Genomic DNA, 26,144 nt, shown 5'->3' with positions numbered 1-26,144 from the left:
GGCGCATCGCAACAAGTTATTTTGTATAAAAAAAAACTAACGCGAACGCGGCGGCTGCAGGGTTATCGGCTGCACGCCAGCCTTGGCCTGGCTGCTGCTGTCGCCGCTGCCGCAGGCACCGCAGCTGCTGCATCCGCCGGAACTGCCGCAGCTGCTGCCGACCGCCGCGGGAATGCGCGCACGCAGGCGCGTTCCCAAGCGCTGCAGCCAGCCCGGCGAACGGCCCGACTGCAGCAGCGTGGCGATGCCTGCCAGCGCCCGGCCCCAGACCGAAGGCAGGTATTTGCGCAGCACACTCAGCGCGCTGAGTGCGACCAGTACGCCGATGATGGCGTATTGCCAAGCCAGCGAGCTGTTCATGTGCTGAGCATCCGCGTCACCTGGAAGGTGATGAACGAGGCGACATAGGCCAGGCCGAACAGATAGCCCGCGGCGATCCAGACATTGCGCCAGGAATTGGTCTCGCGCCGTATCACCGCCAGGGTGGACAGGCATTGCGGCGCGAAGATGTACCAGACCAGCAGCGACAGGGCCGTGGCCAGCGGCCACTGCGTTGCGATCATCGGTCCGAGTTCCGCCGCGATGGCATCGTCGGAACCCGACAGCGCATAGACCGTGCCCAACGCCGCCACGGCGACTTCGCGTGCAGCCAGCCCCGGAATCAGCGCAATGCAGATCTGCCAGTTGAAGCCGATCGGTGCGAACACGACTTCGAGCCAGCGCCCGATGCGGCCGGCAAGGCTGTAATCGATGGCCGGGCCGGTCGCGCCTTCCGGCGGGCCGGGGAAGGTCGACAGAAACCACAGCAGTATCGTCAGCGCCAGGATGATGCCGCCGACGCGCTTGATGAAGATCCAGCCGCGTTCCCACAGGCCGATGGCCAGGTCGCGCGGATGCGGCCAGCGATACGACGGCAGCTCCATCAGCAGTGCGTGCTCGCTGCGGTCGCGGCTGAAGCGCTTCATCACGTAGGCAACCAGCAGCGCGCTGGCGATGCCGGCGATATACAGCGCAAACAGCACGATGCCCTGCAGGTTGAACAGGCCGGCCACCGTACGTTGTGGAATAAACGCCGCAATCAGCAAGGTATACACCGGCAGGCGCGCCGAACAGGTCATCAGCGGCGCGACCATTATGGTGGTCAGGCGGTCGCGCGGATCCTGGATGCTGCGCGTGGCCATGATGCCGGGAATCGCGCAGGCAAAGCTCGATAGCAGCGGAATGAAGGAGCGTCCGGACAGGCCGGCCTTGAACATCAGCCGGTCGAGCAGGAAGGCCGCCCGCGGCAGATAGCCCGATTCCTCCAATGCGAGGATGAACAGGAACAGGATCAGGATCTGCGGCAGGAACACCAGCACGCCGCCCAGTCCGGCGAACAGGCCGTCGGTCAGCAGGCTGCGCAGCGGCCCTTCCGCCATGCTCGCCACGGCCCAGTCGCCCAGCGCCTTGATGCCGCCTTCGATGCCGTCCATCAGCGGTTCGGCCCAGGAAAACACGCTCTGGAAGATCAGAAACATCAATACCGCCAGCAGCACCAGGCCCCAGACCGGGTGCAGAGCGACCTTGTCGATCACATCGTCGAAGGCCGCCGTGCGTGCCGGCATGCGTACCGCCGCGGCGAGCAGCTGGCGCACTTCAGCATGCAGGTCGGCATCGGCTGCGTCGCGCTTGGTCGGTGCGGCCACGACCCTGTCCAGGCGCTGTACCAGTGCCTGCGCACCGGCATGCTTGACCGCCACGGTTTCCACCACCGGCAGGCCCAGCTCGCGCTCCAGCGCGGCGATATCGATCTCGATGCCGCGCCGCCGTGCCGCATCCATCATGTTCAGCGCCAGCACCATGGGCTGGCCGAGGCGGCGCACTTCCAGCACGAAGCGCAGGTGCAGGCGCAGGTTGGTTGCATCGGCAACGCAGACCAGCAAGTCAGGCCGCGATTCGCCCGCGGCAATGCCCAGGCAGACATCGCGCGTGATGGCCTCGTCGGGACTGGCCGCATCGAGACTGTAGGCACCGGGCAGGTCGAGCAGCTCGACCGTGCGTCCGGAAGGTGCGGTATAGCGGCCCTGCTTGCGTTCCACCGTCACGCCGGCGTAGTTGGCCACCTTCTGCCGGCTGCCGGTGAGCTGGTTGAACAGCGCCGTCTTGCCGCAATTGGGGTTGCCGAGCAGGGCGACGCGCAAGGCGTTTTCTGCCGTACTCATGCGCTGGCTCCTGCTGCCTGCAGCTGCACCCGGGCCGCTTCGCTGCGGCGCAGGGCAAAGCGGGTGAAACCGATCTGCACCAGCAAGGGATCGTTGCCGACCGGTCCGAATGCCACCAGCTTGACCGGCTCGCCGGCGACGAAGCCCAGGTCGCGCAGGCGCCGGGCAATGGGATCGGCACTGCCGACGTCCTCAACCGTATGCACTACGGCGGTGTTGCCCGGAAGCAGTTCGGAAAGGCGCACAGGCAGATAGGCACTAAATAAGAATGGTTCGCGATTATATCCGCAATTGGCCAAACGCGAACGCATGGCAATTGGTCGCAGCCTGGCCTCGGCTTGCCCGGCCCTGCCCCGTTATCATGGCGGTTTGCCGGAGCCTGTCATGACCTCATCCGTTGCGCTGACTTGCCGTGGTGCCGTTGCCGAGATCCGCCTGGCACGGCCCGGCGTACACAACGCTTTCGACGAACAGCTGATTGCCGAGCTCAGCGATGTACTCGCCCAGGTCGAGGCCGACGCCGCGGTACGCGCCGTGGTGCTGACCGGCGAAGGCGCCTCGTTCTCCGCCGGTGCCGACCTCAACTGGATGCGCTCCATGGCCAAGGCCAGCGAGGCGGACAACAACGCCGACTCGCTCAAGCTGGCCGCGCTGATGCGCCGGCTCAACTACCTGTCCAAGCCTACCGTCGCGCGCGTCAACGGCGCGGCCTACGGCGGCGGCGTCGGCCTGGTCGCCTGCTGCGATATCGCCATCGGCGTGGACGGTGCCAAGTTCTCCTTGTCCGAGGTCAAGCTGGGCCTGGTACCGGCGGTGATCTCGCCGTATGTGATCGCTGCCATCGGCGCGCGCCAGGCGCGCCGCCTGTTCATCACGGGCGAAGTGTTCGACGCCGCCGAGGCCTGCCGCATCGGCCTGCTGCACGAAACCGTCGCCCCGGCCGAACTCGACGCCGCTGTCGAGCGCAGCCTGCACTGGCTGGGCAAAGGCGGCCCGCTGGCCCAGGCCGAAGCCAAGCGCCTGGCCCTGGCCATGGCTGGCATGAGCGAGGCCGGCCAGCAGATTATCGATGTGGACAATGCAGCACTGATCGCACGACTGCGCGTATCGCCCGAGGGCCAGCATGGGCTTGCGGCGTTCCTGGACAAGAAGGCGCCGGATTGGGCGCGGCAGGGTTGATTGGCTGACGTGAGGATGATGGCCGGTGTGGCTCAGGCGAGAACACCATCCCCACCCAAACGCTCAACGCCATAGGAACAACGCCCATGCGCGGCCAAACCAACAAAGGAATTCTCGACAACAAGCTACAACGCGCGCTACGAAAGCGCCCGACCAAGGCTGAAGCCAAGCTATGGCAACACCTGCGCCTGCGCCAACTTGACGGCTGCAAGTTCCGCCGTCAGCACCCGTATTACAATGCCGTGCTCGACGACGTCTGTCTCGAACGCAAACGGGTCCGCGAAGTCGACGGCAGCCAGCATGCGGATTCACCGACGGACGCGGAGCGCGACAGGCGTCTGCAACAAGAAGGCTTCACCGTGCTGCGTTTCTGGAACACCGAAGCCATGTCCAACGGCGAAGCCGTATTGAACCAGATCCACAGCATTGCCACGCAATCCGTTCCACTCGCTCGCCCCCGCGCCAAGGAGTCCTGAAATGATCGACCATCTGGGTTTCAAGGTTTCCGATTTCGACCGCAGCCTGGCCTTCTATACCAGTGTGCTGGCGCCGCTGGGCTACGGCCTGGTAATGGAAGTGACGCCGGAAATGACCGGCACCGATGCACGCCATGCCGGCTTCGGGCGCGAGAACAAGCCCGATTTCTGGATCGGCAGCGGTGGCGACGCCACCCGCAACGGCCTGCACGTGGCGCTTGCCGCGCCCGACCGCGCCTCCGTCGACGCGTTCTACCAGGCCGCCATCGCTGCCGGCGCGCGCGACAACGGCCCGCCCGGCATACGCGCGCACTACCACCCGAGCTATTACGGCGCCTTCGTCATCGATCCGGACGGACACAATATCGAAGCCGTCAGCCACCGCCCCGAATAAGCCGAACCCCGTGCCGATGCGCAGCAATCCGCTGCACCAGGCCAGGCAGGCGCAGGCTCTACGCCGGCTGAAACCGCCCGGCACGGAATCGGCGCATCCCTAACTCCGACTGATCATTTGCGCGCAGGCCCCGCTACGCCGAGGCTGCGCGCGCCAGGCAAACCACCACCGGGAAGGCGCACGATGCAAGGACTGTTTTCCAAGGTACTCATAGCCAATCGCGGCGAGATCGCCTGCCGCGTGATCCGCACCTGCCGCCGCCTCGGCATTGCCACGGTGGCGGTGTATTCCGAGGCCGACGCGACAGCCCAGCATGTGCGCCTGGCCGACGAGGCCTGGCCGATCGGCGGCTCGCGTCCGGCCGAATCGTATCTGCGCGGCGACGTCATTCTGGAAGCAGCGAAACGCAGCGGTGCCCAGGCCATTCATCCGGGCTACGGCTTCCTGTCGGAAAACGCCGAATTCGCCGAGGCGGTGGAAGCCGCCGGCATCGTCTTCATCGGCCCCAGCGCGGCGTCGATGCGCAAGATGGGTTCCAAGGCCGGCGCCAAGATCCTCATGCAGGAACACAAGGTGCCGGTGGTGCCGGGCTATACCGGCGAAGACCAGGACCCGGCGCTGCTTGCGCGCGAAGCCTCGCGCATCGGCTTTCCGCTGATGATCAAGGCCGCCCACGGCGGCGGCGGCAAGGGCATGCGCATTGTGCATAATGCCGGTGAATTCGCCGCCAACCTGGAATCCTGCCAGCGTGAGGCGCGCAACGCCTTCGGCCGCGACCGCGTGCTGCTGGAACGCTACGTGGAAAAGCCGCGCCATATCGAGTTCCAGGTGTTCGGCGACAGGCACGGCAACATCGTGCATCTGAACGAACGCGAGTGCTCGGCCCAGCGCCGCTACCAGAAGGTGCTGGAAGAAGCGCCCTCGCCCTTCGTCACCACCGAACTGCGCACGCGCATGGGCGATGCGGCCATCGCCGCGGCGCGGGCCATCGACTACAGCAATGCCGGCACGGTCGAGTTCATTGTGGGACAAGGCGGCGATTTCTACTTCATGGAAATCAATACGCGCCTGCAGGTCGAGCATCCGGTCACCGAGCTGACCCTGAACCTCGACCTGGTCGAACTGCAGCTGCGCGTGGCCGCGGGCGAAGCGCTGCCCGGCTCGCTGGTGCGCAACAAGTCGGTGCCGGCCGACGGCCATGCGATCGAGCTGCGCCTGTACGCCGAAGATCCGGCACAGAACTTCCTGCCCGGTTCGGGCAAGTTGACCACGCTGCGCCTGCCGGCAGCGTCGCGCCATGTACGCATCGACGGCGGCGTGATCCAGGGCGACACCGTGTCGATCTTCTACGACCCGATGATCGCCAAGCTCATCGTCTGGGACAAAACCCGCGCCGAAGCCCTGCAGCGCATGCGCGAAGCGCTGGCCGAAACCGAGATCGTCGGGCCGAAGTCGAACGTGGAATTCCTTGAACGCCTGGTCCGTCATGCGGCGGTCACTGGCGGCACCATCGACACCGGCTATCTCGATCGCCACCTGGACGAATTCCTGCCGCAGGCAGCGGCCGTGGTACCGGCGCACCTGCTCGCGGCGGCCGCCAGCGTGGTGCTGCTGGACCAGGAAAGCGCCGCACCGGCGCTGGCCGCGACCGGCAACGATCCGTATTCGCCCTGGGCTCGCGCCGACGGCTGGCGCCTGGGCCACCCGGGCAAGCGCGTGGTCGCGCTGGTCCACGCCGGCGAGCGCCTGGAACTGGCCGCGCACGGCAATGCCGGGCAATACCGGCTGGACTGGAACGGCCAGCACGCCGTAGTGAAAAACGCCGCCGTGCACGAAGGCTGGCTCAGTGCCGAGATCGACGGCACCGTATACCGCCTGCGCGCCGTGGTCGAAGCCAACCATGTACTGCTGCATGACGGCAACGCACGCCAGGTGTTCGAGCGTGCAGCAGCCTTCGCCTACAGCGCCAGCAAGAGCGGCGGCGGCGACCGCGTCGTCGCGCCGATGCCGGGCCGCGTGGTGCTGACCAAGGTACAGGTCGGCGACACCGTGATCGAAGGCCAGGAGCTGGCGATCATGGAAGCGATGAAGATGGAGATCACCCTGCGCGCGCCGCGGGCCGGCACGATTGCAGCGGTGCAGGCACAGGCCGGCGAATTCGTCGAAGCGGATGCGGTGCTGATTCGACTGGAGGCGGTGTGATGAAGGTATTCGCGAGGTTGGGAATTCCTTCGTCTGTTGGTCTTCGGCGGGCGGCGAAGTCGGGGGTTGCTGCGTTTGCTGGTCTTCGGCGGGTGGCGAGGTCGGAGATTCCGTCGTTCGGCGTTGTTCGTCGCGGGAACGCCTCGACGTTGCGCTGCACCTGGCGGCTTATCCCAACCTACGGCCTGCTTTTTCTTGCCGCCCTGGCCCTGGGCGGCTGCGTGGAAACGCGCTTCGAATCGCCGCTCGGCGACAATATCGAATCCTGCGACGTGGCCTGGAAAGGCCTGTGGCTGCCCGAGGAGGCGCCCAAGGGCGACACCGATGCGAGCGCGTTCTTCGTCGATCACGAATGCCGCTTCCATGTGCTCGACCAGCCCGAACGCGGTGCACCGCTGAAGCAGATCCATATTCCACTGAACTTCGTCCACGACGGCAGCAACGACTACATTGTCGTGTCGGATGCGCAGCTCAAGGGCTTGGTCAAGCTGGGGCCGCCGTTCGCGGTCGACCCGCGGCCGGAGAAGTCGTTCTTCTTCGCGCGCTATGCGCTGCGTGGCGACAGGCTCGACCTGTACGACGTGGACAGCGAGCGCGTGGCCAAGCTGATCCTCGATGCCAAGATCGAAGGCACCATCAGCAAGACCTCGACCGAGCTGCACGTCTACGTGCGCGGCAATCGCGGCCAGATGCTGGAAATCGTGCGTGCGCACGCCATATTCGGCAGCAAGCCTTTCAGCCTCAGGCGCAGCGAGCAGTCGGTCGAGGCCTACGAGAAGGCGCTGATCGCGCGCCAGCGCAAGGAGTGAACATGAACATGCCCAGCAGCGTGCGCATCGTCGAAGTCGGTCCGCGCGATGGTCTGCAGAACGAGAAGGCGATCATCCCGACGCCGCTGAAGATCGAACTGATCGACCGCCTCAGCGCCACCGGCCTGCGCAGCATCGAGGCAACCAGCTTCGTCAGTCCGAAATGGATTCCGCAGCTGGCCGATGCCGCCGACGTGTTCAGCGGTATAGCGCGCAAGCCCGGCGTGAACTACCCGGTGCTGGTGCCCAACCTGCAGGGCTACGAACGCGCCCGCGCGGTCGGCGTCGAGGAAGTCGCAGTGTTTGCGGCCGCGTCGGAGGCTTTCAGCCAGAAGAACATCAACGCCAGCATCGAGGAATCCATCGCCCGCTTCGCGCCGGTGCTGGAGCGCGCCCGCGCCGACGGCGTGAAAGTACGCGGCTATGTTTCCACCGTGCTCGGCTGCCCCTACCAGGGCGAGGTGCCGCTGGCCGACGTGGTGCGCGTGGCCACGCGCCTGCATCGCGCCGGCTGCTACGAAATTTCCCTCGGCGACACCATCGGCATGGGCACGCCGCGCAAGGCCGCGGCCATGCTCGCCGCGGTCGCCGCCGAAGTGCCGATGGACGCGCTGGCGATCCATTTCCACGATACGCGCGGCCAGGCGCTGGCGAATATCCTGGCCTGCCTGGAACTGGGCGTCAGTGTGCTCGACGCCGCCGTATCAGGCACCGGCGGCTGTCCCTATGCCAAGGGCGCCAGCGGCAATGTCGCCAGCGAAGACGTGGTGTTCATGCTCGACGGCATGGGCATCGCCACCGGCATCGACCTGCCCAGGCTGATCGAAACTGGCCAATGGCTGGCCGCCCAGCTGGGCCGCGAAACGGGCAGCAAGGTCGGCAAGGCTGCCGCCTGAGTACGCGATCACGCTGGTGGGGGTAAGCCGCAGGCGCTCCGTGACATAGGCAGGCGTAGCAGCGCTACGGCGACGCATCGCAACGACGCATCGCGACGGAAGACACCGGAATTAGTTAGTGGTTTTGGCGAGACAGGACCCTCGCTTTCTGCACGGCCCTCGTAACCGGTGTGCAAGGCCAGGGCCTGGCGCCAGGCCAGCGGCAGTCCGCCGCCGTGCCACTGGGCGCGCACGGCGGCGAAATCCAGCGTCTGGCCTAGGTAGAGCGCTGCATAGGACTCGGCCAGGGCGTGGAAGAAACCGGCCTCGCTGCTGCCGCCGGGCGATAAGATCTCGAATTGCCTGTGCGCGCAATTCGTGCATGGAAAATCTCGGCGTGGATGCGGTAGCAAAAGCTGGCGTGGCCGTTTGCGGGAAGTCTGTGCGGCGCAATTCGCGGCGCTTATCGCGCCGTACGAGTTGCGCCGCTTTGGTGTGGCACCGATGGTCGCCGCGAATTGCGCCGCAGGCGAATCGACAATCGATGGCCTAAACCGGCACTGCCGCCTTCAAGGCTTCCGCCTGGGCCAGCAGCGTGCAGAGAAACGCCGGCGGCAATTCGCCGAGTTTCACCTCGGCCCATTCTTCGCCGGCATTGCGCCACGGCACGATGCTGCCGACCGTCACTTCTTCGTCCGCATCGAACCAGGCGGAAATGCCCATGTGGTGGATCTTCACCCGCCACTCGCTGTTCGGATGCCAGCTGTGTTCGTTGATCATGGCGCCGTCTTCCGCGTTGCCTTTGAGATAACCCCACTTTTCCATCAGTCCACCGAATCGGGCGCGGTTCACGGTACCGCCGTCCGCGCGGCGCACTTCGCTTTGCGCCAGTTCGTCCGGATGCGGCTCGACCACGGCCACATCGAACTGGCCCATCGGCGAGATCAGTTCGTAGTCGGCGAACTGGCTGCGCCATTGCGCCAGTTCCGCAGCGGGGATCTCGCGCGGATGGGCAATGCGCAGACGCGCATCGGCCGGCAGTTCCACGGCGGTGTCCTGCGCATCGACCAGTTCGCCGCTTTCGCTGGGCCGCAGGCGCAGCAGCGATTCGCCCTGTGCATCCAGCGCCGACCACACCACCGCCTGGCTGATCGCGCCCAGCAGCGGATGATCGACAAACAGGCTGCGCCAGCGTTGCGGCGCCCAGACCTTGCCGGTCTGCAGCGCGCGCAGCAGGCGCTGCGACTGCCGCTTCAACAGCGGCTTGAGGTTCTTGGCCAGCATCTTCAGCTGGTTTTCCGCCACGCCGCGTAGTTCCGCGTCTTCGCCGGCCCTGGTGCGCGGCAGGGTCTTGGACGGCTTGCCGCTGGCATCGACCACGACCACGCTGAAATCGCCGCGCAGCCTCGCCGTGTACGCATACGGGCCGACATCGAGCACCAGGCCGGCGCGGCCGAAACCGAAATCGGGCACGAGCTGTTCGAGGAATTCGTGCAGGCCCAGGCCTTCGCGCTCCGCCGCCGCGCTCAGCGCTTCCTCGGCATTGCGCTGGATGGACTCGGAGAACTTTCGGCTTTCCCACAGCTCGCGCACCTGGGCAATACCGTAAATGCCCGGCAGCTGACACAGCAGGTGCATCACCACGCTCGCCTTCTGCTTGCGGGTCTTCATCCAGGCCTTGGCCGCGCGCACCAGATCGTTGGCCACGCGCTCGTCACCGTATACCGGCAAGGGAAAAAGTAACCAATTGAACTTGTCTGCACCCTTCTCCGCGATCCAGGTCTTCACGCCGTAGGCGGCGAAGTCGGCACGACGCGCCGCGGGCAGCAGGGCAAGAATCTGGCGCGCGCGCCGCGGCAGGCTGTCGCCCGCCTCGATCAGCACCTGCAGCAGATAGCGGCCCAGCGTTTCGTCCAGCGGCTGCAGCAGGCGTGCTGTGTCCACGCCCAGCGCGGCATAGGCATGCTGCAGTACGCGGAGGAAACCGGCTTCGTCGTTGCCGTGCTGGATAAGTTCGCCTGCGGTCTGGACACGCGGATCATGCATGGAAACAGCCCCCTGGAAAGCGGGAACAGCGGTGGTGGTTTGAGCGGGGCAAGCATACGCAAAGCCGCTGCGGAGGCGCCTGGACAATCTGTCCATACGCACTTCTGCCGCGACGCCGATCCGCCATGGCGCGCGTGGCAAAGGCAGGTCCCGGCGAGGCAGCCGCAGCAGCGGCCCCTGCGCCAGGTCGAAACCGGCCTGCCAGTGATTGCAGCGCGCGGCCAGGAACACCCCGCATACCGTTGCGACAGTATACAAATGTTTATTTTTTCCTGATGCCTGCGACGCCGGGCACCCCGGCCCGTCGGGCAGGCTGTGCTCAGGTCACAGCAGCCGCTTTCAGTGCCTCGGCCTGGGCCAGCAAGGTCGCGCGCAGCGCGGCCGGCAGATCGGCCAGCGGCGCGGGCGTCGCCGGCTGCTGGTCGATGCGGTGCAGGATGCGCAGACCGTCGATGACGACGTCATCGCTCAGATCGAAGGTCACCGCAATGGGGCTGTGACCGAGGACTACGTGCCAGTGCTTGTCCGGGCTCCAGCTGTGCGAGCTGACCATGCGATCCGCTGCTTCGTCCTTGGCATAGCCCCACTTTTCCACCAGCGCGGCAAAGCGCCCACGCAGCAGTTTGCAGCCGTCGGCGCGGCCGATGCGCGCGCGCGTCAGTTCCTGCGCCTGCGCCTCGAATACCGGCTGCTGCAACTGCTGCAGTGGCGACAGCAGTTCGTAGTCGGCGAACTGCGCCGTCCACGCCGCACATTCGCCGGGCGGCATTTCCAGCGGGTGCGCAACGCGCACACGCAGCTCGTCCGGCAGCCGGTAAGGCGTGTCGGAAGCGTCTATCAGTTCGCCGCTGGCGCTGGGACGAAACCGCGCCAGCGACTGCTCGTCCGCATCCACGGCCGACCAGACCAGCAGCTGCCCGATCACCCGCAGCAGGGCATGCTCGGCGAACAGCAGACGCCACTGCGCCGCGCTCCACAGCCGTCCGGTCTGCAGTGCCAGCAGCAGCCTCTGCACCTGCTGCCGGTACAGCGGCTTGAGATTCCTGGCCAGCATCTTGAGCTGGTTTTCCGCCAGTCCGCGCCGCTCGGCGTCTTCGCCAGCCCTGGCCCGCGGCAGGCTTTTGCAGGCTTTGCCGGCAGCATCGAACAGCAGCAGGCTGAAATCGCTCTGCAGCCGTGCCGTATACGCATACGGCCCCAGTTCCAGGCGCAGGCCGTCGGCAGTGAAGCCGAAATCCGGCACCAGCTGTTCGAGCAATTCTTCGCGGCCCAGGCCGCGCTCTTCCGCTGCATCGTCCAATGCCTGCACCGCCGCATTGGCGACAAACGGAGAGAACTTGCCGCTCTCCCACAGATCGCGCACGCGGGCGACACCGTAGTCGCCGGGCACCCGGCACAGCAGCTGCAGCGCGGCAACCGCCTTGAGCTTGCGCTTGCCCGCCCAGGCCTTCACGCCACGCACCAGGTCGTTGACGACGCGCTCGTCGGCGTATTCGGGCAGCGGCAACAATAGCCAATTGAACTTGTCCACACCTTGCTCAGCCACCCAGGTCTTGACGCCGTAGGCGGCCAGATCGCTGCGCCGGGCTGGCGGCAGCAGGGCCAGGATCTGCCGCGCACGCCGCGGCAGCTGTTCGCCGGCCTGCTGCAGCACGTACAGCAGATAGCGGCCCAGCGTCTCGCCCAGCGGCGCCAGCAGCCGCGCCGTGTCGTCGTTCCAGGCCTTGGCCAGCGCGGCCGGGATTTTCTGCATAGCGGCCAGCGCTTGCATCTCTTCCCGCGTGGCAACCGCCCAGTCGTCCAGGCCGCGCAGGGAACGGCCGCTGCGCGCCAGGGCGTCCAGGCTGAGGCCGCGGCTATAGTCATCGTGCGCCGCATCGCCGATACAGGCCTCGATCAGCGGCAGCGCCTCCGCCGCCGGGTGCTGGGCCAGTGCAGTCAGCACAACCAGACGCGCCCTCGCCTCGGTTTCGTCCAGCAGGCCGCTGCGCTGCAGCGCGATCAGCGGCGTGCGTGCGAGCAAGGCGCGCACTGCGCTACGGCCGGTCTTGCTCGCTTCGCGCAAGGTGAGTGCCAGGCCGGCGCCGCAGGCCGCCACGGCGTGCCCATCGAACAGCGGCAGCAGGCGCAGTCGGTACTTTTCCTCCAACCGCGCAAACGCCGGGGGAAACGCGACCAGCGCCGACCGCAGCACCTCGGCCGGCACGCGCAGACCGCGGCCCGACGCCGCGATGCCGTGTGCTACCGCAGACACGATCAGCTCGCGCAGCGGCGAATCGCCAGCCTGTAGCGCCGCGCAGAAGGCGGCCACCTGCAGACGGCCGCCAGCCGCATGCGCTTCGAACGGCGCTGGTTGCTGCGCATACAGTTGCTCGGCCAGTGCCAGCACTTCGCCCCGGTCCGTACCAGCGGCCAGCGCATCGAGGAGGCCAGCCGCCAGGGCCAGGCGGCTGGCCTCCTCGCGGCTCGCCTGCCACAGCGCCGACCAGCGCGCCATATCGTCGACGCTGGCATAGACCAGCAATGCGGTGCGCTGCGCCACCAGGTCGGGCCTGGCCTGGCCCAGCTGCAGCAAGGCATCCCAGTGCGGCTGGCGTGGCGGCGCCGGCGCTTCCGCCGTCACCGCCAGCGCGAGTTGGCCCAGGCGGAATGCCGCGCCTTCGGCCACCGCCGCATCGGCCATGCCGGCGTAGTCGAGCAGGCTGGCGCTGTCCTGCATCAGCGCCCATACCGCGCCCGGCATCTCGCGGCCGCGGTCGAAGACGTGACGCTGCAGCAAGCCGCGCAGCTGCGCCTCGTCGCCGTGCCGGGCCACGCGCACCAGAGCACGCTCGAAACTGAAGCGGTCGTGCATCGCGTCGAGGATGCTGCGATACCAGCCGATCGCTTCCGGTGTGTCGAGCAGGTCGCCATGGAACCACTCGCCGCGCGCCCACAGCGCCTGCTCGTGGGCCAGCGCCTGGGCGGGAAAACGCTGTACGAAATCGCAGGCGTCGCCCAGTTCCAGGTAGCGTAGCAGCGGCGGTGCCGACTGCTGCAGGAAACGCTGCCAGCGCAGCGGCGACTCGGCCAGCACGTGTATCAGCCCGGTCCAGGTCAGCGCACGGCGGTCGTTGGCACCGGAATCGCCCAGGAAATCGTCCAGTGCCGGCGCCTGTGCGGCAGCCAGGCAGAGCGGGCGTAGCAGCGCGAGGACCAGCTCGCCCACTTGCCCGGGCGGCAATAGCTGGTAGCTGCGCTGCAGGCTGGCGAGATGCGCCAAGTCACGCAATATGGTCAGCGCCCAGTCGCCGTCCGGCACGGCGTAAACGTGTAAATGTTCACGCAACAGCAGACCGATCGCCTGCAGCTGGTTGAGCAGGATCAGGCTGCGCCGCGTCGCATGGCCGTCCTTGCGCCACTGTTCCGCGCCGATGCCGGCGAGCAGGCGCGCGGGCAGCGCCGTATCCACGCCGGCATCGCGATACAGCGCCGCCACGGCGGCCCATTCGCCTTCGCCAGTCTGTAGCTGCAGCAGCCACTCCTGCAGTGCCGCGGCCTTGGCAGCGTACAGATCGGCCAGGTCGAGCTGCAGCACACCCTTGGCCGCATAGAAATCGGCCAGATCGCTGAAAGGCAATTGCTCGCTGGGCAGCGGTGCCAGCAGTTCGGCCAGGCAGACGGGCACCAGCAGCGGTGCCAGCAGGACTACGGCGCGCTCGCCTTGGTCGAACCAGTGCCGCGCCTGCCGGCCCGGCAGCAGCCAGGCCTGCATCGGCAGCAGCGTACTCGGGTTCTGCCAGCGGCGCGTGCCCGGATCGTCGCGGCGAGGCCGCGCCAGGGCCAAGCGCCAGGCGGCCGGCAAGGCTGCCTGGCCGTGCCAGTAGTCGCGCACCGCCGCGAAATCCAGCGCTGGCGACATGCCGATTTCGCGGTAGGCGTCTTCCAGCGCAGCCAGGAACGTCGCTTCGTCGACAGCCTGTGCCGCCAGCCGCCTGCCCAGTTCGTCGTGGATGTACTGCATGGTTTGCTTTCCTGGCCCAGCGCCCACTGGCGGCACGCGCCAAGCATAGCCAAGCGGCCGCAGCCGCCGCAGCAGCGCCGCGCGGGATCAAACCCAGCGCGCGGGCAGAACCGCCCGCAGCGCTGCGCCACGCTGCTACCATCGGCGGGTCAACGGCTGCCGTGGAAAACGAAGTGCCTGCTCGCCTAGCTCCCGATCAATCCCGCGGTCACCTCATCGCCATCGGCGTCTTCGCCGGGCTGGATACCGAACAACGCATAATTTCCCGGCTACTGTCCACCTGTTCACAACGCGCGCAAGTCTGTTTTCTTGTCGCCGGCGAACTCGACCAGCGCGCCCTTGACGAGATCGAGACCGCCCTGCTGGCCAACGGCGCCGGCGGCGTACGCCGGGTCAACCTGGCCTCGCGCGCCGATGCGGAACGCAGCGAAACCCTGGGCGCGGTGGAAAATTCCGACCTGATCGTGCTGGCCACCATCCATCCGCTGAAGCTGACCACCCTGGTCGGCGGCACCGGCCTGGCCAAGCTGCTGCGCCGGCGCAATGCCGACGGCACGCCGATCGCCGGACTCGGCGCCGGTGCCGCGGTGCTGAGCGAGCACATGATGGCCGGCGGCGAATCCGGCACCACGCCGCGCATGGGCGCCGTCACGCTGGCACCCGGGCTGGGACTGACCAATCGCGTGGTGATCGACCAGGGTGGCGCGGCCAGCGATCGCCTGGGCCGCCTGCTCGGCGCGCTGGCGCTGAACCCGTTCGCGCTGGGCCTGGGCCTGGATGCGGACACCGCCGCCTTCATCGGCCCGGACAACGTGCTGGAAGTGGTCGGCCACGGCGGCATTACCCTGGTCGATCCCAGCGACGTAGGCCCGACCAACATCACCGAAGCCGGACCGCAGGCGCCGATCTCCATCACCAACCTGCACCTGCACGTGCTGGTGCATGGCACGCGCTACGATCTGGATTTCCGCCGGCCGCTCTGACACTCATGACTCTGTCCAGCCTGCGCATCCGCCCGGCCGTCAGCACCGACAACGCCGACATTGCCCGCATCATCCGCACGGTAATGCCCGAGTTCGGTGCCGGCGGCGCGGGTTTCGCCATCCATGACGCCGAAGTCGACACGATGGCGGAAAGCTATTCCATCCCGCGTGCCGCGTATTTCGTCGTCGACAAGGACGGCCAGGTCATGGGCGGCGGCGGCGTGGCCGCGCTGGCCGGCGCCGATGCCGATACCTGCGAACTGCGCAAAATGTACTTCTTGCCGGGACTGCGCGGCCTCGGTGCCGGCAGCGCGCTGATGGCACGCTGCCTGGATGCGGCGCGCGAATTCGGCTACCGCCGCTGTTATCTGGAAACCCTCAGCGGCATGGACGCGGCACAGGCTCTTTACCTGAAGTCCGGCTTCCGCCGTATCGACGGGCCGATGGGCGGCACCGGGCATTTCAGTTGCGACAAGTTTTTCTTGCGGGATCTGTAGAAGCGTCTAACAAAATGCAATACGGCTCCGGCAGGACTGGTTCAAAGCCCTCCTCTTCAAGGGGAGGGCTAGAGTGGGGATGGTGTAGCTCGTTGCCATTGGGTTGTGCGCAGAATATCTGCAGCTCCATCAGATCGCTTTGTGCTATTAGCCAGGGAAAACACTTCAACACCATCCCCTCCCAACCCTTCCCTTGAAGGGGAGGGCTCAAGGGCTAGCAAGTCGACATTTTCTTAGACGCTCTAGGGCTCGCCGGATCGCGGCATGCCACGCCGCCTGCCTACCCCTGCCGGATCGCGACGCTTGATTTACAATCGCCGCCTTTGCGCCGCCCCGGCGCCCAGCTTGCGGAGTGCTGTGCATGGAACTGAGTCAGGTCAAGGCCGTCATCACCGGCGGGGTTTCGGGTCTGGGTTATGCGGTGGCGCAGCATCTGCTCGCCCAGGGCGCTTCGGTCGCGCTGTTCGACGTGAACGCGGAAAAAGGTGCCGAGGCCGTGGCCACACTGGGCCCAAAAGCACATTTCTTCCGTACCGACGTGACCAGCGAAGAGGACGTGGTAGCCAATCTCAAGGCCGCCCACCAGGCGTTGGGTGGGCTGAACGCAGCGATCAACTGCGCCGGCATCCTCGGTGCCGGCCGGGTACTGGGCAAGGAAGCGCCGATGCCGCTGAAGACCTTCGCCGGCACGGTGATGGTCAACCTGGTCGGTTCGTTCAATGTCGCCAAGGGCGCTGCAGACCTGATGCAGCACAACGCAGCAGGCGAGGACGGCGAACGCGGCGTCATCGTCAACACCGCGTCGATCGCTGCCTATGAAGGACAGATCGGACAGGCCGCCTATTCCGCCTCCAAGGGCGGTGTGATCGCGATGACCCTGCCAATGGCACGGGAATTCGCCCGCATCGGCGTACGCGTGATGACGGTCGCCCCGGGCGTGTTCCATACGCCGATGGTCGACGGCATGCCGGAAAACGTATATCAATCTCTTTGTGCACAGGTTCCCTATCCGTCGCGCCTGGGCAAGCCGGAGGAATTCGCCGAGACGGTCGCGTTCATCCTGCGCAACCGCTATCTCAACGGCGAGACCATCCGCGTCGACGGCGCCGTGCGCCTGCAGCCGAAGTAAGTTCGCCCTTCCCTTCCCCTACCACGATTCCAGTGCCATGAAAGCCAGCGAAATCAGAAAAGGCAACGTCGTCGAGCACGACAACAAGGTCTACCAGATCCGCGACATCGAGCGCAGCTCGCCCCAGGGCCGCGGCGGCAACGTCACCTATCGCTTCAGCATGTACAGCGTGCCGGGCGGGGTGAAGCTGGACCTGTCCCTGCGCGCCGAGGACGATCTGCGCGAAGTGGAACTGTCGCGGCGCCAGGCCAACTATTCCTACCGCGAAGGCGACACCTTCGTCTTCATGGATGCGGAGGACTACACCCAGTACATGCTCGACGCCAGCGCGCTGGGCGACTCTGCCGGCTTCATCATCGACGGCATGGAAGCCTGCTACGTGCAGCTGATCGAAGACCAGCCCGTCGCGGTGCAACTGCCGCCGACGGTGACCCTGACCGTGATCGACACCGCGCCGGAGATGAAAGGCGCCACCGCGACCAAGCGGCCCAAGCCGGCCAAGCTGGAAACCGGAATCGAGATCCAGGTGCCGGAATACGTCGTCAACGGCTCGCGCATCCTGGTCAGCACGGTGACGGGCGAATATTCGGGCCGCGAATAAGCGCCCGGAATGCAGCGACGGCGCTTGCCGCCGTCGCTGCATGACGCAGCGCTATGCGGCAGATTCCCTTTCTAGCCATTTGCGCGCCATGCGCTGCAGCGACTCGTCGAAATCGGCCGAACCGATCATGTCGGCAATGTCGCGCCAGGCCAGCTCCAGCGACTCCTCGCTGACGGCGAATTGCTCATCGCCGCAACAGCGCACGACGTAGCGCAAGTCGTAGTGCCAGTGGCCCGGCACTGTCTTGTGATCGGGAATCCAGTGCCGGTCGAGATCGAACAGTTCGCCTTCGACGACGAGATCGCGCAGTCCCGACTCTTCCTCGGCTTCGCGCAAGGCTACGGCTTTCAGGTCGACATCGCCGTCGGCATGGCCGCCCAGCTGCAGCCAGCGCAACAATTTGCGGTGATGCGTCAGCAGCACGCGGCGTCCATCGGCACTGACCAGCCAGGCAGCGCCGGTCAGATGGCCCAGGGCCAGTTCGCGCTCGGCCGCATCGGCATGCTGCGTCATGAACTCGCGAAACTGGGCAATGCCGTGTACTTCCTGCGGATGACGAACGGCATACGCGGCCAGTTCGTGCAGCCAGTCATGCTGCCAGGCAGCCAGCGCGGGTGCTGCGCCATCGGTGGTTGAGCTCATAGCGGGCGCTTGCTGGCCTAGAGAGGGTCGCGTATTTTAGCGCGGATTTGCCGCGCTTCTGATCGGGGCGCAAAAGCTCGCCAGGCCTCGCAAGCAGGTACGCTGCTGTTCGGCGCCGGGTCCTATAAAAATTGCGGGAGGGGATGGAATGATTTTCTGGCGTGTAAAACCGCTCGACCAGATTCTTGAGAATGCCGAGAAGAAGGGGCTTAAACGCCAACTGGGTGCCTTCGATCTGACCATGCTGGGGATCGGCGCCGTGATCGGCACTGGCATCTTCGTGCTCACCGCCGTGGCAGCCAACAAGGCTGGCCCGGGCATGATCTACTCCTTCATCATCGCCGCCGTAGTCTGTGCGCTGACCGCGCTGATCTATGCAGAAATTGCGGCCATGGTGCCGGTGTCAGGCTCCGCCTACACCTATTCCTATGCCGTGCTGGGCGAAGTCATCGCCTGGATGGTGGGCTGGGCCTTGATACTGGAATACGCGATCGCTGCAGGTGCAGTAGCCGTTGGGTGGTCGGGCTACGTAAACGGATTCCTCGCCCATACCGATCTATTCGGACTGGTCAACCAGGGCGACCTGGCGCTGCCGCACGCCCTTATGGCCGGACCGCGCGATACCGTCACGCTCGCCGACGGGACCAAAGTGGCTGGCGGCTTCAATCTGCTGGCTTTTCTGATCTCCCTCGTCATCACCTGGCTCCTGATCATCGGCACCTCCAAGTCAGCCAAAGTCACCGCTGTTCTGGTCATCATCAAGATTGTCGCGCTGGCGACCTTCGTGGTGCTGGCGATACCCAGCGTCACCCACGACCACTTCACTCCGATGCTGCCCAACGGCTGGGGCACGCCCATGTCCGGCACCGGCGTACTCGGCGCCGCCGCCTCGATCTTCTTCGCCTATGTCGGCTTCGACGCCGTTTCCACTGCAGCTGAGGAAACGCGCAACCCGAACCGCAATATTCCGATCGGCCTGATCGGCTCGCTGGCCATCTGCACCATCTTCTACATGCTGGTGGCCTATGCCGCGGTCGGCGCCGTCGGCGCACAGCCGGGTGGCGAGCTGTCCCAGTCCAAGGAACCGCTGGCCTTCGTGCTGCGCGAAATCGGCTGGCCACACGTCGGCAACTGGGTTGCTGCCGCTGCCATCATCGCGCTGCCGTCGGTAATCCTGATGATGATCTTTGGGCAAACCCGCATCCTGTTCACCATGTCGCGCGACGGACTGATGCCGGAGGCCTTCTCCCGCGTGCATCCGCGTTTCCACACGCCGCACGTGGTCACGCTGATCACCGGCGTTGCCGTATCGCTGTTTGCCGCGGTATTCCCGGTCGACATCCTGGCAGACATCTCAAACTCCGGCACCCTGTTCGCATTCTTCGTCGTTGCCCTGGGCGTGATGGTATTGCGCAAAGTTCAGCCGGGACGCGCACGGCCGTTCCGCACGCCGTTCATCTGGGTGGTCGGTCCGCTGGCTATGGCGGGGTGCGTGGTGCTGTTCCTTAGCCTCGGCTGGAATCCGACCATCAAGTATTTCCTGATCTGGACCGTCATCGGCCTAGTCACCTACTTCGTGTTCGGCAAAAAGCACAGCCATCTCGCCAATAAAGGCTGAGTCCGTCAGCTTGCCCCCGCGTCGTGCGGGGGCAAGCGCGCCGTAAACCGCGCACGAACCGCCGGGTTTCTGTGTAATCAACAACTTGGCGCTGCCTTGCAGCGCCTTGTTGCTGTCCGCCGGGACAATTTCGTAAGCCCCTTTGCGCTCAATCACTTAGCGACGCACTTCGCAGTCCGGGTCGATTCGGCAGCAATCTGTACACAGTTTCGGCGCGCTCGACAAAAATCGTTTAAGCACCTGAGCTGGCTCTGGTTTGTGGGGAACGCCCACAAGCAATCCACGGCTTATCCACAGCCCTGTGTTAGCTGCCCGCAACCGCAGCGGTTATGATCGAGGTCCGCGGGAAATACACTTGGCAGTGGGCCCCACGGAATGCGGCTCGGATGCGTTCAGACGGGTTAGCTCCTCGGTCTGGGCGCATCCGGGCAGCGACTATTCAGTCCACCGCCCTTCGTTTCGCCCCCTTGCTTGCCGACCGACACCCCTCTCCGGGTGCAGTGCGCTGCCTGTATTTCAAGCCTTGGCGACGAAGGCCGAGCACCAGCCCTTGCCTGCTACCGACTTGCCCGGAAACAGCGAGCAGGCGCCGCGTGCGGACTTGCCCTGGTAGAAATTGCAGCTCAGGCAGGTATCGCCAGCCTTGTGCTGGGGAAAGCGCTTCGCATCGACGGCAGCGGCATCTTCGGTATAGGCCAGCGCGCTGGCAGTGGGGTCGCTGCCGCTCAGCGGCGGCAGTGCGTCACCCTGTGCTGCGGCGGGCAGGACGACGGCGGCAGCACCGCCGAGCAGCACCATCTGCACAAAACGGCGGCGCGATATGACGTGTTCTGGCTGAGACATAAGCATCCTTGAGTCCTGGCTGGGAACGTACAAGCGCGCAGGCCATGCGGCGCCGCGCGTTCGCCATCGTAATCGTCGCAGCACAGGTCTGCGGCGCTGCGTATCGTTCGCAAAGCGCGCGGTCGATGCGTTTACGGGCCTCAGTTATAGTGCTCGCCCATTCGATCGCAGCAGCCCATGGCCACTACGACTCTTCCCGACCCCGAACGTCTCGCCGCCTGCGCGCGCGAGATCGCCGACGCCGGACGCGACCTCGGCGCGCGTGGCTGGACGCCGGCGACCAGCAGCAACTTTTCCCTGCGCTACGACGACACACATGCCGCCGTGACGGTTTCCGGCCGCGACAAGGGTCGCCTCAGCGTGGATGACATCATGCTGGTCGATTTCGCCGGCAACGCAGTCGGCACCAGCGCGCGGCCGTCGGCGGAAACCCTGCTGCACGTACAGATGTACCGGCGCGATGCCAGCATAGGCGCGGTGCTGCATACGCATTCCCACAACCAGACCGTAGCCTCGCGCCTTTACGCGCCGGCCGGTCTGATCCGCTTCAGCGGCCTGGAACTGCAGAAGGCCATCACCGGCTATACCACGCACGACAGCGAGCTCGACCTGCCGGTATTCCCGAATACCCAGGACATGCCCGAACTGGTAGACCAGGTCGACGCCTGGCTCGATGCAGGCAAGCCGCTGCACGGCTACTTGATAGACGGCCACGGCATCTATACCTGGGGCCGGACCATGGCCGAAGCGCGGCGGCATCTCGAGGCATTCGAGTTCCTGCTTGCGGTGGAGCTGGACCTGAGGAGACTGAGAGCATGAGCCGACTGCGCATTTTCGCCGAAGACCAGCCCGCCCAGGTGCTGTTTGACAGCGACGATCACCCCGCCATCGCGGCCGAACTGGGCAAGGTCGGCGTGCGCTTCGAGCGCTGGCAGGCCAGCGCCGACATCGTTCCCGGCGCTGCGCCCGAAGCAGTCATCGCCGCCTACCGGCATGACATCGACCGCCTGATGAACAGCGAAGGCTACCAGGCCGTCGACGTGATCAGCCTCAATGCCGACCACCCGGACAAGGCGACGTTGCGGCAGAAATTTCTCAACGAGCACACCCATTCGGAAGACGAGGTGCGCTTCTTCGTCGCCGGCCGCGGCCTGTTCACCCTGCACATCGACGACAAGGTCTACGAGGTGCTGTGCACCCAGGGCGACCTGATCGGCGTACCCGACAACACGCGCCACTGGTTCGACATGAGCGAACAGCCGCACTTCGTCGCGATCCGCCTGTTCACCAATGCCGCGGGCTGGGTGGCGAATTTCACCGGCAGCGAAATCGCCCAGCGCTTTCCGCGCCTGGAAGTCTGATTTTCCACTTGCGAACACGTATCCAATGACGCGCGCCATCCTGACCGACATCGAAGGCACCACCAGCTCCATCAGCTTCGTCAAGGACGTGCTGTTTCCGTATGCGCGCGAACACCTGCCAGCCTTTGTCGCCGCCCACGGCGACGAGCCTGAAACAGCCCGCTGGCTTGCCGCCACCGCCAGCGAAGCCGGCCTGGCCGCCGACGACCGCGCCGGCATCGTCGCCACCTTGCAGCGCTGGATCGACGAAGACCGCAAGATCACGCCGCTGAAAGCGCTGCAGGGGCTTATCTGGGCCGACGGCTATGCCAGCGGTGCCTATCGCGCCCACCTGTACGCAGAAGTCGCCGCGCGACTGCACGGCTGGAAACAGCAGGGCCTGGACCTGTACGTATATTCATCCGGTTCGGTCGCGGCACAGAAACTGTTCTTCGGCTTCAGCGAAGCCGGTGATCTCACGCCGCTGTTCAGCGGCTACTTCGATACCGAGATCGGCGGCAAGCGCGAGCAGGCCTCGTACGAACGCATCGCGGCACAGATCGGCCACGCTCCCGCCGACATCCTGTTCCTTTCCGACATCGTCGAGGAGCTTGATGCCGCCCGCGCCGCCGGACTGGCGACGACCTGGCTGTGCCGCCCGCCGCTGCAGTGTCCGGCCGACGCCAGCCATGCCTGCGTCGCCGACTTCGACGCGATAACGGCCTGAGCGTGCACTGGGGCCAGACCGGCCGCCTCGCCCTGGCCATGCTCGCCGGCCTCGGCGCGGGCCTGTATCTCGCCCGCACGCTGGCGCCGGCCCCGCTCTACCTGCCCATGCCAGTGCCGCACGACGCCGCAGCGCAAAACGCCGCGCTGGGCGCGCTGTACCAGACCGGCGAAACCCTGGCCCAGGCACGCGCAACCCTGGGCGACTGGTTCCCCATCCTGCGCGACCCGACTGCCGGGGCAAAAGACGACGCGCCCGACTACAGTGCCGAGCGCGTGCTGTACGACCAGCGCCGCCTGGTCGACGAGGCTCTGGCGCGGCTGGCGCCGCAGACGCCGGGCAAGACCGATCTCTACGTCGTCGCCTTTGCCGGCGACGGCGACGAGAACGTGTTCCGCAACGAAACCGAATATGTGGAGAAATTATTTTCGCAGCGCTACGGTGCGAAAGACCGCATCGTCGTGCTGCAGAACAGCCCGTATACAGTGCAGCAGCGCCCGCTGGCGAGCTGGAGCAATCTCGAACTCGTACTCGACGGCCTGCTGCGCGACAACCGCTTCGATCCGGACGAAGACATCCTGCTGCTGTTCATGACCAGCCACGGCGACGAGGACCACTACTTCTACGTCGGCATGGGCGATCTGCCGCTGGACTGGATACGCGCCGACGACTTGTCGCAGACGCTCAACGCGCGCCCGTTCCGCTGGCGTGTGAACATCGTTTCCGCCTGCTATTCCGGCGGCTTCCTCGATGGTTTGAAAAATTCCACCAGCATGGTCATCACCGCCGCGCGCGGCGACCGCACCTCGTTCGGCTGCGGCAGCGATTCGGACATCACCTATTTCGGCAAGGCCTTCCTGGTCGAGGGCCTGAACCAGACCGACTCCTTCCGCGGTGCATTCGAACTGGCACGCCAGCTCGTCGAGGAATGGGAAGACCGGGACGAGCAGGAGCATTCCGAACCGCAGATCGCCAGCACGCCGCTGATCGAAGCCAAGCTGGCCGACTGGCGCCGCGGCATCGTGCTTGGCCCGGCGCAGGCGTTCGAACCGGCCGGCAAGGCCGGCGCGCCTCACTCAAGAACAAAGTCCACAAAGGAATAACCGTCGGCGTGGTCGCGGCCCGCGTCGCGCAGGCGCAGCGGCCGGTGGAAGCAGGGGCCGTCGACGACAACCGTGTGGTATTCGCCATTCTCGCCGCACAGATCGATGCCAGCGCGGCGGAATTCGCCGATCAGGCCAGTATCGAGTACGCGGCCGAGCAAGCCTGCGTCGAGCTTGCCGTCCTGCACGGCCACCAATCGGGTGACAAAGCCCGCGGCGAGGAACTCCTCCAGCAAAGCCTCGCGCGGCGCTTCCCACAGCGGATGCAGGCACTCCAGCGACAGCTCGGCGCAGACGCTGCGGCACCAACTGCGATGGGCTTCCAGATCGATGTCGCCGAAAGCCACCGCGGCAATGCCGTCCGTGTCGCGCAGCCGTGCGAGGCAATCGCTGAAGTTGCGCCGGTAGTCCGGCAGGCTGGTAGCCAGTTCCATCACGCGCAGGTTCATCGCCGCAGCCTGCGCCCGCAGCACGTCCGGCCGCAGCCGGTGCGAGCGCGTGCGCGCGCCGTCGTCGAACAAGGTAGTGACCAGGGTCTGGGGCGGTCCGGATTGCTGCCACAGCCGCCACAGGCTGAGGGCCGAATCCTTGCCGCCGCTCCAGGACACGGCATAGCGTTGCTCTTGCATGGACCAGCCTCGCCGAAAAAAGCGATTCTGACCTGCGCACGCACACCTGCCCAGCCCTCAGCGGCCGCCGGCAGACAGCGAGATCGGCGCGGTCTCGATGCGATTGCGCCCCTGCGACTTGGCCCGGTAGAGCGCACAGTCCGCCTGGTTCACCAGTACGCGCGGATCGAGTTCGCCCTGCGGCACCAGCGCGGCAGCGCCTATGCTCAGGGTGAGGATGTCCGCCGCGCGCGAATGCGCATGCGGCAGGGCCAGCCGGTTCAGGGTACGGCCGATGTGCGCAGCAACATGCAGCGCCTCGCCCAGGGTGGTATGCGGCAGCAGCACGGCGAATTCCTCGCCGCCGTAGCGTGCGATGCAATCCTCGCCGCGGCCGAGCGCATTGCTCAGTACCTTGGTGACCTGGCGCAAAGCCTCGTCGCCGGCCAGATGGCCGTAGCCATCGTTGTAGCTTTTGAAGTCGTCGATATCCAGCATCAGCAAGGCCAGCGAATACGCGTGGCGCAGAGCCCTGCCCCATTCGGTCGCGAGCATTTCGTCGAAGCGGCGGCGGTTGGCGATGCCAGTCAGGCCGTCGCGGTGCGACAGTTCGGCCAGCTGGGTATTGGCCCGGCGCAGACGCTGGTTCGCCAGCGCCAGTGCGGCGGACTTTTCCTCGACGACGCGGTTGATCTCGTGCAGGCGCGCATTGGCCACGGCCAGGTGTACGGCGCCGGCGATCTGCTCGGCGAGCGCCGCTAGCATCTCGCGCTTGGCCGGACACAGGGCGTGCGCATCGGCCGTTTCCAGGTTCAGCAGGCCGAGGAATTCGTTGCGCATGCGGATCGGAATCACGTATTCGGATACGACCGACGGATTGCCCAGCACATAGTCCGGATCTTCGGCCACATCGGGCACGTACTGCGCCTGTGCGCTGCGGAACGCGCGGCCGATGACCCCCAGGCTGGCCGGCCATTTACCGCCGCTGCGGCCGTGAAACACCGAATTGCCCGCATGCGCGGAAAAGCGCAGGTTGCTGGCATCGTCGTCAACCAGCAGCACGCCAACCGATTCGAAGGCGAAGCGTTCGCGAAAAAAATGCACAATGCGTTGAAGTACTTCGTCCAGGCTGTCGGCCTCGATCGCGGTACGGGAAAGCTCGCTGAGCATGCCGAGCAGTTCCACACGCTGCTGCTGCGCGTGGCTGAGCCAGTCGGCAGCAAACAGCCCGGCTACCTGTTCGGCCACGGTAACCAGCAGGTCGACGTCGTCGGCGAAGGCGTCCGTGCGCAGCGATTCGGCATTGATCACGCCGACGGTGCGGCCGTTGTGACGTATCGCCACGCACAGTTCCGAGCACACGCCCGGCATGGTTTCTATGTAGTTGGGATAGGTTTTCACATCGGCGACGTACAAGGTCTCGCCACTGACTGCCACCTCGCCGACGATACCGCTGCCCAGGTCGCGGGCGTAACCCACATGAATCGAGGCAGGCGCATCGGCTGCCAGCGCTTCGCAGCGGAAACGCCCGGCCTGCACATCGACGGAAGCACAGGCGACGAACTCGCAGGCCAGGTGATCCTTCAGCAGGCGGACGATCTGCTGCAGCTTTGGACGAAGATCGTCCGGCCCGCTGGCGACGCGGGCGACACGGTGAATCAACGCGAGCTGTCTATCCTCGCGTTCGCGGCCGTGGTGGCCGCTGTCGCTGGAACCGAGTTGCGGCATGGCGCTCCTCGCTGGCGATTTTGGCCGAGTCTAGCAAGGCGCTGAGCCCGCCGCATTGGCAAACTGGCCTGCTGGGGGATTTCCGCCGGCCGCCGCTGTGCCAAATTCGCGCTTTTGCCCTCGTCACTGAAGCGCAGCTG

At 66.0% G+C, this 26,144-nt stretch carries 24 protein-coding genes; 15 read left to right on the top strand and 9 right to left on the bottom strand.

Annotated features, from left to right (window positions below):
• Positions 1-36 precede the first annotated feature (36 nt).
• The 3 genes from DFR29_RS11300 to DFR29_RS11290 are packed head-to-tail and all read right to left on the bottom strand — an operon-like array spanning position 37 to position 2,446.
• Positions 37-360, bottom strand: a complete 324-nt coding sequence (locus DFR29_RS11300) for a DUF6587 family protein (protein WP_133818711.1) — start codon at positions 358-360, stop codon at positions 37-39.
• The gene (feoB, locus tag DFR29_RS11295) at positions 357-2,201 is read right to left on the bottom strand and encodes a ferrous iron transport protein B (protein ID WP_133818710.1); all 1,845 of its coding nucleotides are present in this window, start codon (positions 2,199-2,201) and stop codon (positions 357-359) included. Before feoB ends, DFR29_RS11300 begins: the two co-directional genes overlap by 4 nt.
• Positions 2,198-2,446, bottom strand: a complete 249-nt coding sequence (locus DFR29_RS11290) for a FeoA family protein (protein ID WP_133818709.1) — start codon at positions 2,444-2,446, stop codon at positions 2,198-2,200. The genes feoB and DFR29_RS11290 overlap by 4 nt, the downstream gene beginning before the upstream one ends.
• A gap of 139 nt (positions 2,447-2,585) precedes the next feature.
• Here DFR29_RS11290 and DFR29_RS11285 point away from each other — a divergent pair, with 139 nt between their 5' ends.
• The 6 genes from DFR29_RS11285 (at position 2,586) to DFR29_RS11260 (ending at position 8,157) form a co-directional block, all read left to right on the top strand.
• Positions 2,586-3,380 (top strand): enoyl-CoA hydratase-related protein, encoded by a 795-nt coding sequence (locus DFR29_RS11285; RefSeq protein ID WP_133818708.1) that lies wholly within the window; start codon positions 2,586-2,588, stop codon positions 3,378-3,380.
• A gap of 86 nt (positions 3,381-3,466) precedes the next feature.
• Positions 3,467-3,856, top strand: coding sequence for an endonuclease domain-containing protein (locus DFR29_RS11280; RefSeq protein WP_133818707.1), 390 nt, complete (start codon positions 3,467-3,469; stop codon positions 3,854-3,856).
• 1 nt (position 3,857) lies between these two features.
• Positions 3,858-4,250 carry a VOC family protein gene (locus DFR29_RS11275; RefSeq protein ID WP_133818706.1) on the top strand — a complete coding sequence of 131 codons (393 nt, stop codon included), beginning with the start codon at positions 3,858-3,860 and terminating at the stop codon, positions 4,248-4,250.
• Positions 4,251-4,442: 192 nt separating this feature from the next.
• On the top strand, positions 4,443-6,452 hold the full coding sequence (locus DFR29_RS11270; protein WP_133818906.1) for an ATP-binding protein: 2,010 nt from the start codon (positions 4,443-4,445) through the stop codon (positions 6,450-6,452).
• A 149-nt stretch (positions 6,453-6,601) separates the two neighbouring features.
• A complete protein-coding gene (locus DFR29_RS11265; protein ID WP_133818705.1) occupies positions 6,602-7,261 on the top strand; it encodes a hypothetical protein in 660 nt (219 codons plus the stop codon).
• 8 nt (positions 7,262-7,269) lie between these two features.
• The gene (locus tag DFR29_RS11260) at positions 7,270-8,157 is read left to right on the top strand and encodes a hydroxymethylglutaryl-CoA lyase (protein ID WP_133818905.1); all 888 of its coding nucleotides are present in this window, start codon (positions 7,270-7,272) and stop codon (positions 8,155-8,157) included.
• A gap of 528 nt (positions 8,158-8,685) precedes the next feature.
• Here the strand turns inward: DFR29_RS11260 and DFR29_RS11255 are convergent.
• Positions 8,686-10,182, bottom strand: coding sequence for a DUF4132 domain-containing protein (locus tag DFR29_RS11255; RefSeq protein ID WP_166654032.1), 1,497 nt, complete (start codon positions 10,180-10,182; stop codon positions 8,686-8,688).
• A gap of 319 nt (positions 10,183-10,501) precedes the next feature.
• The gene (locus DFR29_RS11250) at positions 10,502-14,185 is read right to left on the bottom strand and encodes a DUF4132 domain-containing protein (RefSeq protein ID WP_166654031.1); all 3,684 of its coding nucleotides are present in this window, start codon (positions 14,183-14,185) and stop codon (positions 10,502-10,504) included.
• 173 nt (positions 14,186-14,358) lie between these two features.
• On the opposite strand from DFR29_RS11250, the gene DFR29_RS29125 reads away from it, so the two are divergent.
• The 4 genes from DFR29_RS29125 (at position 14,359) to efpL (ending at position 17,395) form a co-directional block, all read left to right on the top strand.
• Complete coding sequence (locus DFR29_RS29125; protein ID WP_166654030.1) at positions 14,359-15,168, top strand: cyanophycinase; 810 nt, start codon at positions 14,359-14,361, stop codon at positions 15,166-15,168.
• Positions 15,169-15,173: 5 nt separating this feature from the next.
• Positions 15,174-15,665, top strand: coding sequence for a GNAT family N-acetyltransferase (locus DFR29_RS11240; RefSeq protein WP_133818701.1), 492 nt, complete (start codon positions 15,174-15,176; stop codon positions 15,663-15,665).
• Between the two features lie 361 nt (positions 15,666-16,026).
• Positions 16,027-16,794, top strand: a complete 768-nt coding sequence (locus tag DFR29_RS11235; RefSeq protein ID WP_133818700.1) for an SDR family NAD(P)-dependent oxidoreductase — start codon at positions 16,027-16,029, stop codon at positions 16,792-16,794.
• 37 nt (positions 16,795-16,831) lie between these two features.
• Positions 16,832-17,395: an elongation factor P-like protein EfpL gene (gene efpL, locus DFR29_RS11230; protein WP_133818699.1), complete on the top strand. Its 564-nt coding sequence runs from the start codon at positions 16,832-16,834 to the stop codon at positions 17,393-17,395.
• Between the two features lie 51 nt (positions 17,396-17,446).
• Here efpL and DFR29_RS11225 read toward each other — a convergent pair whose 3' ends face one another.
• The gene (locus DFR29_RS11225; RefSeq protein WP_133818698.1) at positions 17,447-18,037 is read right to left on the bottom strand and encodes an NUDIX hydrolase; all 591 of its coding nucleotides are present in this window, start codon (positions 18,035-18,037) and stop codon (positions 17,447-17,449) included.
• A gap of 148 nt (positions 18,038-18,185) precedes the next feature.
• Between DFR29_RS11225 and DFR29_RS11220 the strand changes: the two genes are divergently transcribed.
• Entirely contained in the window at positions 18,186-19,655 is a 1,470-nt protein-coding gene (locus tag DFR29_RS11220; RefSeq protein WP_133818697.1) for an amino acid permease, read from the top strand.
• 516 nt (positions 19,656-20,171) lie between these two features.
• Here the strand turns inward: DFR29_RS11220 and DFR29_RS11215 are convergent.
• On the bottom strand, positions 20,172-20,498 hold the full coding sequence (locus DFR29_RS11215; protein WP_133818696.1) for a high-potential iron-sulfur protein: 327 nt from the start codon (positions 20,496-20,498) through the stop codon (positions 20,172-20,174).
• A gap of 177 nt (positions 20,499-20,675) precedes the next feature.
• On the opposite strand from DFR29_RS11215, the gene DFR29_RS11210 reads away from it, so the two are divergent.
• Genes DFR29_RS11210 through DFR29_RS11195 form a run of 4 tightly spaced genes read left to right on the top strand, consistent with a single transcriptional unit; the run spans position 20,676 to position 23,668 of the window.
• Complete coding sequence (locus tag DFR29_RS11210) at positions 20,676-21,317, top strand: methylthioribulose 1-phosphate dehydratase (RefSeq protein ID WP_133818695.1); 642 nt, start codon at positions 20,676-20,678, stop codon at positions 21,315-21,317.
• The gene (locus tag DFR29_RS11205) at positions 21,314-21,859 is read left to right on the top strand and encodes a 1,2-dihydroxy-3-keto-5-methylthiopentene dioxygenase (protein ID WP_133818694.1); all 546 of its coding nucleotides are present in this window, start codon (positions 21,314-21,316) and stop codon (positions 21,857-21,859) included. The genes DFR29_RS11210 and DFR29_RS11205 overlap by 4 nt, the downstream gene beginning before the upstream one ends.
• A gap of 25 nt (positions 21,860-21,884) precedes the next feature.
• Positions 21,885-22,565 carry an acireductone synthase gene (gene mtnC, locus DFR29_RS11200; RefSeq protein WP_133818693.1) on the top strand — a complete coding sequence of 227 codons (681 nt, stop codon included), beginning with the start codon at positions 21,885-21,887 and terminating at the stop codon, positions 22,563-22,565.
• 2 nt (positions 22,566-22,567) lie between these two features.
• Positions 22,568-23,668, top strand: a complete 1,101-nt coding sequence (locus DFR29_RS11195) for a C13 family peptidase (protein WP_243746019.1) — start codon at positions 22,568-22,570, stop codon at positions 23,666-23,668.
• Here DFR29_RS11195 and DFR29_RS11190 read toward each other — a convergent pair.
• The gene (locus DFR29_RS11190; protein ID WP_133818692.1) at positions 23,638-24,297 is read right to left on the bottom strand and encodes a Dph6-related ATP pyrophosphatase; all 660 of its coding nucleotides are present in this window, start codon (positions 24,295-24,297) and stop codon (positions 23,638-23,640) included. The two genes, DFR29_RS11195 and DFR29_RS11190, sit on opposite strands and share 31 nt — an antisense overlap.
• A gap of 57 nt (positions 24,298-24,354) precedes the next feature.
• On the bottom strand, positions 24,355-26,004 hold the full coding sequence (locus DFR29_RS11185) for a diguanylate cyclase domain-containing protein (RefSeq protein ID WP_133818691.1): 1,650 nt from the start codon (positions 26,002-26,004) through the stop codon (positions 24,355-24,357).
• Positions 26,005-26,144: the final 140 nt, after the last annotated feature.

Origin of the sequence: Tahibacter aquaticus (genome assembly GCF_004363655.1) — a bacterium.
In the GTDB taxonomy this organism is placed as follows: domain Bacteria; phylum Pseudomonadota; class Gammaproteobacteria; order Xanthomonadales; family Rhodanobacteraceae; genus Tahibacter; species Tahibacter aquaticus.
Note: the sequence above shows the minus strand (reverse complement) of the source record. Positions and strands in the feature narration are given on the sequence as shown.